Raw genomic sequence first — 11667 nt, forward strand, 5'->3', positions numbered from 1 at the left:
ATTGCGGGGCTTGTTAGGGGTGGGGTCACCATTCCCCCCGTCGTTCCCCCGCTCGTAAAGTGACGCCAGGCTCGGCAATCCAACTTGCGCTATGGGTGCGGCAGCAAAGTCTCTTTGATTCCGGCGCGACGGCACACACGTGAGGGTTAAGTGAGTATGTCTGAAGACAGGCTGGTCGGCGCGCTGCGTGCGTCACTGAAGGAGACCGACCGGCTGCGCGAGCAGAACAAGCGGCTCATGGACGCCGGCCGGGAGCCGATCGCGATCATCGGAATGGCGTGCCGTTTCCCGGGCGGGGTGGCGACGCCCGAGGACCTGTGGCGCATGCTCGCCGCCGGTGAGGACGGCATCGGCGAGTTCCCCACCGACCGTGGCTGGGACCTGGAGCGGCTCTACGACCCGACGGGCGAGCGCCCCGGAGCGACGTACGTCCGCGAGGGCGGGTTCCTCTACGACGCCGGCGACTTCGACGCCGACTTCTTCGGCATCAGCCCCCGTGACGCGCTGCTCATGGACCCCCAGCAGCGCCTGCTGCTGGAGACCGCCTGGGAGGCGCTGGAACGCGCCGGTGTGCCGCCCCACTCGGTCAAGGGCACCCCCGTCGGCGTCTTCGCCGGAGCGATGTACCACAACTACCCCGGCAGTTACGGCTCTTCGGGCCCGCTGTCCGGCAGGCTCTCGTACCACCTGGGGATCGAGGGCCCCGCCGTCACCGTCGACACCGCCTGCTCCTCGTCCCTCGTGACGCTGCACCTCGCCGCCCAGGCACTGCGCCAGGGCGAGTGCCCGCTGGCGCTCGCCGGCGGTGTGTCCGTCATGTCCTCGCCGCGTACCTTCGTCGAGTTCAGCATCGACGGGAACCTGTCCCGCGACGGCAGGTGCCGCCCCTTCGCGGAGTCCGCCGACGGCACCGCCTGGTCCGAGGGCGCGGGCATGCTGCTGCTCGAACGGCTCTCCGACGCGCGCCGCAACGGTCACCCCGTGCTCGCCGTCGTCCGGGGCAGCGCCGTCAACCAGGACGGCGCCTCCAACGGCATCGCCGCGCCCAACGGCCCCGCCCAGCAGCGCGTCATCCGGCAGGCGCTCGAGAACGCACGCCTCTCCGCCGAACAGATCGACGTGGTCGAGGCCCACGGCTCCTCCACGGAACTCGGCGACCCCATCGAGGCCGACGCGCTGCTCGCGACGTACGGCAAGGAGCGCCCCGAGGACCGGCCGCAGTGGCTCGGCTCTGTGAAGTCCAACCTGGGGCACACGCAGGGCGCCGCCGGCGTGGCGGGCGTCATGAAGATGGTCCTGGCGATGCGCAACGACCTGCTGCCGAAGACGCTGTACGTGGACCGGCCCAGCCGGCACGTCGACTGGTCGGAGGGCGCCGTCAGGCTGCTGACCGAGCCCGTCGACTGGAAGGCGAACGGGCGCCCGCGCCGCGCGGGCGTCTCCTCGTTCGGCCTGAGCGGCACCAACGCGCACGTGATCCTCGAGGAGGCGCCCCGGAGCCCTGCGCTCCCGGACGGCGCCGACGGGGCGCCGGACCGCGAGGTCGTGCCCGCGGGCCCCGTGCCCTGGATACTGTCGGGCCGCAGCCGTGACGCCCTCCGCGCGCAGGCAGGGCGGCTCGCGGAGTACCTGAGGGACCGGCCCCAGGACCGTCCGCTCGATGTGGCCTGCGCGCTGGCCACCACCCGCTCGCCGCTGGAGCACCGGGCCGTCGTCACGGGCACGGACCGCGACGAGCTGATGCGCGGACTGCGCGCCCTCGCGGAGGGCGAGCACGCGCCCAACGTCGAACTCGGCCTGGCCAGAGGGGAGTCGACCACCGCGTTCCTCTTCCCCGGTGGTGGGGCGCAGCGCCTCGGTATGGGCCGCGAACTGTCCGCCGTGCACCCCGCCTTCGCCGCCGCGTACGACGAGGTGTGCGCCGAGCTGGACAAGCACCTGGACCGGCCGCTGCGCGCGATGATCGACGGCGACGCCGAGGCGCTCGACAGGGTGGGCTACGCGCAGGCCGCGCTGTTCGCCATCGAGGTCGCGCTCTTCCGGCTCGCGGAGTCCATGGGCCTGCGCGCCGACTTCCTCGCCGGGCACTCCACGGGCGAACTGGCGGCGGCACACGTCGCCGGTGTCCTGTCCCTGCCCGACGCGGCCAGGCTGGTCGCCGCCCGCGGCCGGCTGATGCAGGGGCTGCCCGAGGGCGGGGCGATGGTCGGGATCAACGCGACCGAGGACGAGGTACGTCCGCTGCTGACCGACGGCGTGGGGATCGCGGCCGTCAACAGCCCCGGTTCCGTGGTCGTCTCGGGCGAGACCGACCAGGTGAACGCGGTGGCCGAGGTGTTCGCCGGCAGGGGTGTCCGCACCAAGCGGATCCGGGTGAGCCACGCCGCGCACTCGCCGCTGATGGAGCCCGTCCTCGCGGAGTTCCGCGAGGTCGCGGCCGGGCTGGACTTCCAGCAGCCGCGCATCCCCGTCGTCTCCACCGTCACCGGCGAGCTCGCCACGGGCGACGACCTGTGTTCGCCGGACTACTGGGTGCGGCACATGCGTCAGACGGTGCGGTTCCGTGACGCGGTCGAGGGGTTGCGCGCCGAGGGCGCGACCCGCTTCGTGGAGCTCGGCCCCGGCGGTGTGCTCGCCGCCATGGCACAGGAGTGCCTGGCCGACTCCTCCGACAGCAACCTCCTGGTGGTGCCGCTGCTGCGCAAGGACAGGCCCGAGGAGCTGTCCTGCGCCACCGCGGTGGCGCAGCTGCACGTCCGGGGCACGTCGCCGGACTGGAAGACGTGGTTCGAGAACCGCGGGGCCCGGCCCGTGGAACTGCCGACGTACGCCTTCCAGCGCGAGAGGTACTGGCTCGAGGCCTCCTCCGCCGGGGGGGACCCGTCCTCGCTCGGCCTGGAACCGGTCAGTCACCCGCTCCTGGGCGCCGCGACCGTACTGGCCGACTCCGAGGGGCTGCTGCTCTCGGGCCGGCTGTCCCTCGCGACGCACTCCTGGCTGCGTGACCACGCCGTGGGTGGCGCCGTGCTGCTGCCGGGCACCGCCTTCGTCGAACTGGCGGTCCACGCCGGCAGCCGGATCGGCAGCCCGGGCCTGCGCGACCTGGCCCTGCACGCACCGCTCGTCCTGCCCGAACAGGGTGCCGTACGCGTCCAGGTGCTGGTCGGCCCGGCCGACGCGTCGGGCACGCACTCCGTCAGCGTGTACTCGCGGGTGGAGGAAGGGGGCGACGGCACACCGTGGACGCAGCACGCCACCGGCCTCCTGGGGCGTGCGGGCGCTGTGGCGCCCGCCGTGCTGACCGTGTGGCCGCCCGCGGGTGCGGAGAGCCTGGACACCGACGGGATGTACGAGGAGCTGGCAGCACGCGGCTCCGGATACGGGCCGATGTTCCAGGGGCTGCGCGCGGCCTGGCGCAGCGGTGACGAGATCTACGCGGAGGTCAGCCTCCCCGAGAACGCACGTGCCACCGCCGAGGACTTCGGTCTGCATCCCGCGGTGTTCGACGCCGCGTTGCACGCCATCGGGCTCGCGGCCACCGAGGACGAGGGGATGGCCCTCCCGTACGCCTGGTCCGGTGTGGAGTTCTTCGCCGCCGGGGCCTCCGCCGTACGCGTCCGGGTCCGGCCCGCCGGGGGCGGCCCGGTCGGCAGGAACGTCGCCCTGGACATCGCCGACGTGACCGGGCAGCCGGTCGCCTCCGTGGCCGCGCTGACGCTGCGTGAGATCGCCGAGGAGCAGCTCGCCGCGGCGGTACGGCCGGTGACCGGTGTGGCCGCTGACGCGCTGTTCGGCGTCGAGTGGACACCCGCCGCGCTCCCCGAGCCGGCGGAAGGGCTCGACGTCGTCGACTTCGCGTCGCTCGAAGGCGCCGACGCCTCCGGCCCCGCACCCGACGTCGTCGTACTGCGGGTCGCGGGCGGGACCGACGCGGAAGCGGCGCGGCTCGCGACGCACCGTGTGCTCGCCGACGTCCAGAGCTGGCTGCGCGACGAGCGCTGCCGCACCTCGCGGCTCGTCGTGCTCACCAGCGGCGCCGTGGCGCTGCCCGGTGAGGACGTGGCCGACCTCGGCGCCGCGGCCGTGCACGGCCTGATCCGATCGGCACAGTCCGAGGAACCGGGACGCCTCCTGCTGGTCGACGGCGACGCGGAGCTCGACGCGCTCGACCTGCTGCCCCGCATCGTGGGCCTGAACGAGTCGTCCGTCGCCGTGCGCGGCGGTACGGCGCTGCTGCCGCGGCTCGCGCGGGCGGGCCGGGCCGAGGGCACGGGTGACGCGGCGGACCGGCAGGCGGACGCCTACGTGCTCGTGACCGGCGGCACCGGGGCGCTCGGCCGGGTCGTCGCACGGCACCTCGCCGGGGCGCACGGCGTACGCCGGCTGCTGCTGGTCAGCAGGCGCGGCCCGCAGGCCGAAGGGGTCGCGGAGCTCGTCGCCGAACTGGCGGAACTGGGCGCCGAGACCGAGGTGGTGGCGTGCGACCTCGCGGACCGCGAGGCGGCTCGCGAACTGCTGGAGACGCGCCCCGTGACCGCCGTGGTGCACTCGGCCGGTGTGCTCGACGACGGCGTGTTCGCCTCGCTGACGCCCGAGCGGCTGGACAACGTGCTGCGCCCGAAGGCCGACGCGGCGTGGAACCTGCACGAACTGACGAAGGACACGGAGCTGACGGCCTTCGTGCTGTTCTCCTCCGCGGCCGGTGTGCTCGGCGCGCCCGGCCAGGCGAACTACGCGGCGGCCAACGCCTTCCTCGACGCACTCGCCCAGCACCGTCGCGCGCACGGGCTGCCCGCCCAGTCGCTCGCCTGGGGCCAGTGGGCACAGTCCGAGGGGATGGCGGCGGCGCTCAGCGCGCCGGGCGCCGGGACCTCCGCGATGAGGTCGGGTCTTCCCGCGTTGTCCGTGGCGGAGGGCCTCGAACTCCTGGACGCGGCGACCGCCGCGCAGGAGGCCGTGCTCGTGCCGCTGAAGCTGGACATCACGGCGCTGCGGGCGACCCCCGACAGGGTGGCCGACGTGCTGCGGGGGGTCGTTCCGTCCGTACGCCGGGCCGCGAGCACGCCGGAGGGCAGTGGTGGCGCCGTGCCCGGCGCCCTCGCGCAGCTCCCGGCGGGCGAACGGCGCGCCGCGCTGCTGGAGGTGGTGCTCGGCAGCGTGATGGAGGTGCTGGGCCACAGCTCGACGGAACTGATCGACACCGACCGCGCGTTCAGGGACTTCGGCTTCGACTCGCTCACCGCGGTCGAGCTGCGCAACAAGCTGGGCGGCGCGACGGGCGCGCAGCTCGCGAGCACCGTCGTCTTCGACTACCCGACGGTGGCCGAACTCGCGGCGCACCTGCACGACACGCTGTTCGGGCGGGCCGACGCCGACCCGGACCAGCCCCGCGCGGTGACGGCCGCGGCGGACGACGACCCGATCGTGATCGTCAGCATGGCGTGCCGCTACCCCGGGGACGTCAACAGCCCCGAGGAGCTCTGGCAGCTGGTGTCGGAGGGCCGCGACGCGACGTCGCCGCTCCCCACCGACAGGTCCTGGGACCTGGACTACTGGCACAGCCTGCTCGCCGGGGCCGGGACCGTCCCGCGGGGCGGCTTCGTGGGGAACGCCACGGACTTCGACGCCGCGTTCTTCGGGATCAGCCCGAACGAGGCGATCATGATGGCCCCGGAGCAGCGGATGCTCCTGGAGATCTGCTGGGAGGCGCTGGAGTCGGCGGGGATCAACCCGCTGTCGCTGAAGGAGAGCGCCACCGGGGTCTTCGCCGGAATGATGGGCGGCGGCGGCTACGACCCGGGACCGCTGGGCGAGCTGGAGCAGTACAGCCAGTACATCGGCACCGGCTGGCACGGCAGCATGATCTCCGGAAGGATCGCGTACTCCTTCGGCTTCGAGGGCCCCGCGGTCTCCGTCGACACCGCGTGCTCCTCGTCCCTCGTGGCGCTGCACCTCGCCCGCCAGGCGCTGCGCAACGGTGACTGCGACCTCGCGCTCGCCGGCGGCGTCACGGCCCTCTCCTCGCTGGAGCCCTTCGCGCAGTACGGCGGCGGCATAGCCGCCGACGGGCGCTGCAAGGCGTACTCCGCCTCCGCCGACGGTGTCGGCTGGGGCGAGGGCGTCGGCATGGTCGTCCTCGAACGTCTCTCCGACGCGCAGCGCAACGGCCACCCGGTCCTCGCCTTCGTACGTGCCACGGCGGTCAACTCCGACGGCGCCTCCAACGGGCCCACGGCGCCGAACGGCCCCTCGCAGGAACGGGTCATACGCAAGGCACTCGACGTCGCGGGGCTGCAGCCGCACGAGGTCGACGCGGTCGAGGGCCACGGGACGGGTACCACCCTGGGCGACCCCATCGAGGCCAACGCGCTGCTCGCGACGTACGGCCAGGACCGCCCCGAGGACAGGCCGCTGTGGCTGGGCTCGGTCAAGACGAACATGGGACACACCCAGGCGGCGGCCGGTGTCGCGGGCGTCATCAAGATGGTCCAGGCGATGCGGCACGGCGAAGTGCCGATGAGCCGCTTCGCCGACGAGCCGACACCGCACGTCGACTGGACGACGGGCAACGTCCGGCTGCTCAGCGAGACCATCCCGTGGCCCCAGAACGACCGCCCCCGCCGTGTGGGCGTCTCCTCGTTCGGCTACAGCGGCACCAACGCCCACGCCATCCTCGAACAGGGACCCGGTGCCGAGCCGGAGCCGGCCCCCGCGTCCGGGCCGGAGGCCGGAGCCGGCGCCGAGTCCGGGACGGAGCCCGCGGGCGTGCTGCCGTGGCTGCTGACCGCGCGTACGGCCGAGGCGCTGCCCGCGCAGGCCGGACGGCTGCTCGCACACCTGGCGGAGAACCCCGGGCTGGGCGCCGACGACATCGGATACTCACTGGCACTGCGCCAGCCCCAGTTCGCCCACCGCGCCGCCGTCGTCGGCGACACCAGGGAGGAGCAGCTCGCGGCGCTCGCGGCGCTCGCCGCCGAGGAGGACTCCTCGCGCGTGGTGACGGGCACGGCGAAGTCCGGCGCGAAGATCGCGTTCCTCTTCCCCGGGCACGGCACACAGCGGCCCGGGATGGGGCGTGAACTGTACGCCGCCTTCCCGGCGTTCGCGCAGGCCCTCGACGAGTTGTGCGCGTGCTTCGACTCGTATCTCGACCGCCCGTTGCGGGACGTGATGTTCTCCGAACCGGGCTCGGTGAACGCGCAGTTGCTGGGGCAGGTCGCCTTCGGGCAGGCCGCGCAGTTCACGATGGCGGTCTCGCTCGCCCGGCTGCTGGAGTTCTGGAAGCTGCGTCCGGACTTCCTGCTGGGCCACTCCGGCGGCGAGATCGCCGCGGCCCACTTCGCCGGTGTCCTCACGTTGCAGGACGCCGTCAAGTTCACCTCGAACCGCAGCGAGCTGATCCAGGACATGCCGAGCGGCGTGATGGTCGGCATCGAGGCCGAAGAGGCCGAGGTCCGCCCGATGCTCACCGAGGGAACCGACATCGCGGCCGTCAACAGCCCGAGGTCCCTCGTCGTGTCGGGCGACAGCGAGCAGGTACGGGTCATAGCCGAGCACTGGAAGGGCATGGGCCGCAGGACGAAGGTCCTGCCCATCGCCGCCCCGGGGCACTCGCCGCTGACCGAGGAGTTCCTCGACGACCTGCGCGACGTGGCCGAGGAGCTGACGTTCTCGGAGCCGCGCACGAAACTCGTCTCGACGGTGACGGGCGCGCTCGCCGACGGCGAGACCCTGGCCGACCCCGACCACTGGATCGCCAACTGCCGCCGCGGGGTCCGCTTCATGGACGGGGTGCGCAGCCTGGAGGCCGAGGGCGTCACGCACTACGTGGACCTCGGTACCGAGGGCGCCCTGGCCGCCATGGCCTCGGCCTGTCTGACCGAAGCGGTCGACGGTGCCGTGGTCGTCCCGGTGCAGCGCAAGGGCACGCCGGAGGTCACGGCCGCGGGGCTCGCGTCGGGACAGCTCTACGCCGACGGTTCGGGCGTCGAGGCCCCCAGGCTCTTCGCGGCCCGGGGCGCACGGCGGGTCGAACTGCCGCCGTACACCTTCCGCCGCAGGCGCTACTGGCCCGATGTGGACATGGCGGCCGTCAGGGCGTCGGGCGGCATGGGACCGACCGGCATGGACGTCACCGACCACCCCTTGCTCGGTGCGGCCGTGGAAGTCGCCGACTCGGGAGAGCTGGTGCTCAGCGGCCAGATATCGGTCGACAGCCAGAGGTGGCTCGCCGACCACGCGTACGGCGACACGGTCCTCTTCCCCGGTGCGGGATTCGCCGAACTGGCGATCAGCGCGGGCGACGAGGCCGGATGCCCCCGGCTGGACGAGCTCACCATCGAGGCACCGTTGGTGCTGCCCGGACAGGGCAAGGTACAGGTGCAGTTGGTGGTCGGCCCGGCGGACGGGGCGGGTGCGCGGGCCGTGACCGTGCACGCGCGGCCGAACCGCACCTCGCCCGGCGCGGGTGCCGCGCCCTGGACCCGGCACGCGAGCGGTGTGCTCGTCCCGGAGAGCGCCCCGGAGCCGGCCGGGCTGACCGAGTGGCCCCCGCCCGGCGCCGAACCCATCGACGTCGAAGGGCTGTACGAGGGCTTCGCGGAGTCCGGGTTCCGCTACGGACCGGCCTTCCGTGGCCTGCGCGCCGCGTGGCGCCTCGGCGACGAGGTGTTCTCCGAGATACGTCTCGGCCCCGAGACGAGCCAGAGCGCCGAGCAGTTCGGACTGCACCCGGCGGCACTGGACGCCGCGCTTCAGACGATCGCCCTCAGCGAGGGCATCGAGGTCGAGTCCGGCATGCCGTACTCCTGGTCGGGCATCGACCTCTACGCCACGGGCGCCACCAAGCTCAGGGTGCGGGTGACCCCCATCCGTTCGGACGCCGCCTCGGTGCTGCTGACCGATCAGGCGGGGCAGCCGGTCGCCTCCGTGGAGTCCCTGGTGCTGCGTCCCGTGCCCGACATCGGCGCCGTGGTGTCCGCGGGACACGAGTCCCTGTACGGCTGGGACTGGGTCAGGCTGCCGGCGGCGGCATCCGGAACGGCCGCGGGACAGCGGGCACAGTGGGCGGTCCTCGGCACCGAGCCGGGCCCGCTCGCGGCGGGCCTCGGTGCCGCGGGGTTCGACGTCACCGCGCACACCGGGCTGGACGGCCTGTGCGAGCGGCGGCCGACGGCCGGCGTCGTCGTGTTCGACTGCTCGTCGCTCCCCACCGCGCAGGGACCGGACGCCGTACGTGCGGGCGTCCGGGACACCCTGGACCTGCTCACCTCGTGGCTGGGGGCGGAGGCCCTCGCCGGCTCCACGCTGGCCGTCATGACCAGGGGCGCCGTCGCGCTCCCCGGCGAGGACGTCACCGACCTCGTGGGCGCCGCCGTGTGGGGTCTCGTGCGCTCGGCGCAGGCGGAGAATCCCGGCAGGTTCGTGCTCGTGGACACCGACGGGAGCGGCGCCTCGCACGAGGCGCTCACCGCGCTGCTCGCCTCGGGCGAGCCGCAGGCCGTCATCCGCGGGGGCACCGTGCGCGGCGGCAGGCTCGTCCGGCCCCCGGCCGACGGAGGTGAGCCCAGCGGTGCCTTCGGCCCCGAAGGCACCACCCTGGTCACCGGCGCCACGGGCGCGGTCGGACGGGTGCTCACCCGGCACCTGGTGACGGCGCACGGGGTGCGGCGTCTGCTGCTGCTCAGCCGCGGCGGCGAGGCGCCCGAGCTGGTCGAGGAACTGACCGGCCTCGGTGCCGAGGTCACGCTGGCCGCGTGCGACGCGGCCGACCGTGAGGCGCTCTCCGCCGTGCTCGGCACGGTACCGGCGGAGCACCCGCTGACCTCCGTCGTACACCTGGCCGCCGTCGTCGACGACGGGACGCTCGCCTCGCTCACCGAGGAGAAGGTGACCGCCGCGCTGCGGCCGAAGGTGGACGCGGCCTGGAATCTGCACGAGCTGACGGCGGACCGCGAACTGACGGCCTTCGTGCTCTTCTCCTCGGTCGCCGGACTGCTCGGCAACATGGGCCAGGGCAACTACGCGGCTGCCAACGCCTTCCTCGACGCTCTCGCGGCACACCGTCGCGCGGCGGGGCTGCCCGCGCAGTCGCTCGCCTGGGGGCTGTGGGCGGCGACGGGCAGCGGGAGCGGCTCCGGCGCGACGCCCGACGAGGCGCAGCTCGCGCAGGAGGGTATGGCGGCGCTGTCCGACGCGGAGGGCGCGGAGCTGTTCGACGCGGCTATCGCCCGGCAGGAGCCGCTGCTCGTGCCGATGAGGGCCGGAGCGACGGGAACGGGGACGAACGGCACGGAAGGCGTGCCGCACGTGTTCCGCTCACTGGTGGCGCCCGTGCGGCGCGCTGCTTCGCGTACGACGGTGTCCGACGCCGACGCCCTGCGAAGGCGCCTGACGGGTCTCACGCCGGAGCAGCTGGACAAGGCGCTGGAGGAGCTCGTCCTCGAACACGCGGGCGCGCTGCTCGGCTACGGCGACAACGAGACGATCGATCCGGAGCGGCACTTCCTGGAGTCGGGCTTCGACTCGCTGACCGCGGTGGAGCTGCGCAACGGGCTCAACTCGGCCACCGGGCTGCGGCTGTCGGCGACGGTCGCCTTCGACCACCAGACGCCTGGTGGTCTCGCCCGGCACATGGCGGCGGAGATCGGCGCCGTCCCGCGGAACGCCGGGCAGGCCGACGGGGCTGCGCGGACCTCCGGGAGCGCCGGGGAGGCCGGGGAGCAGGGGTCCGCGCCGGGTACCGGCGAGTCCGTGCCGGAGCTGTTCCGCGCCATGGTGCGTGCCGGACAGGTGCAGGACGGGCTCGGGCTGCTGAGCTGGGTGGCCAGAACCCGTTCGCAGTTCACCTCCAGTGCGGACATCGAGCGGTCACCGGTCTCCGTGCGGATGGCCGAGGGGGACGAGGCGCCGCACCTGGTGTGCCTGTGCACCCCGGCCGCGATGGGCGGCGCGTACCAGTACGCGAAGCTCGTCTCCGCCTTCAAGGGGGCACGGACGATCACGGTCCTGCCGATGCCGGGCTTCGGCCCCGGCGAGCAGTTGCCCGCCTCCGTCCCCGCCGTGCTCGACGTGCTCGCGGCGACCGTGAAGGACATCGCCGGCGACGAGCCGTTCGCGCTGCTCGGTCACTCCGGCGGCGGGCTGCTCGCCTACGCCACCGCCGGACTCCTCGAGGAGCAGGGGCGGCCGCCGGTGGGAGTCGCCCTGCTGGACACCTACGTGGTCGAGCAGTCCGCCGACTTCCAGGACTTCGCGGCCGAGGTCGCGGTCGGGGCCCTGACCCGCGAGATCTCGTACGGCCAGCTCGGCAACACCACCTCGCTGAGCGCCATGGCGCAGTACGTGACGCTGATCCCGGACATCGAACTCAAGGAGCTCGCGACACCGACGCTCCTGGTGAAGGCGGCCGAGCGGTTCACCGTGGGTGACGAGGCCGCCGAGGACGGGGCAGCGGCCGGCGCCGGGACGGCTGCGGCCGACGCCGGGGCGGCTGCGGTCGACGAGTCCTCCTCGGAGGACTGGCAGACGACCTGGTCGCTGGCGAACACGGTGACGACGGTCCCCGGCGATCACTTCAGTCTCATCGAGCAGGGTGCGGAGACAACGGCCGCAGTCGTCGAGAACTGGCTCGGCTCACTTGCCTGAGTCCCCCCGCGTGTTCAACAA

1 pseudogene is annotated in these 11667 nt (G+C 73.6%); it reads left to right on the forward strand.

The annotated features are described in order from the left end of the window. Nucleotides 1–156 precede the first annotated feature (156 nt). Nucleotides 157–11646: pseudogene (locus tag OO67_RS31615) on the forward strand (type I polyketide synthase); the annotation flags it as partial. Between the last annotated feature and the right edge of the window lie 21 nt (nt 11647–11667).

Origin of the sequence: Streptomyces atroolivaceus (assembly GCF_000717025.1) — a bacterium.
Taxonomy (GTDB): domain Bacteria; phylum Actinomycetota; class Actinomycetes; order Streptomycetales; family Streptomycetaceae; genus Streptomyces; species Streptomyces atroolivaceus.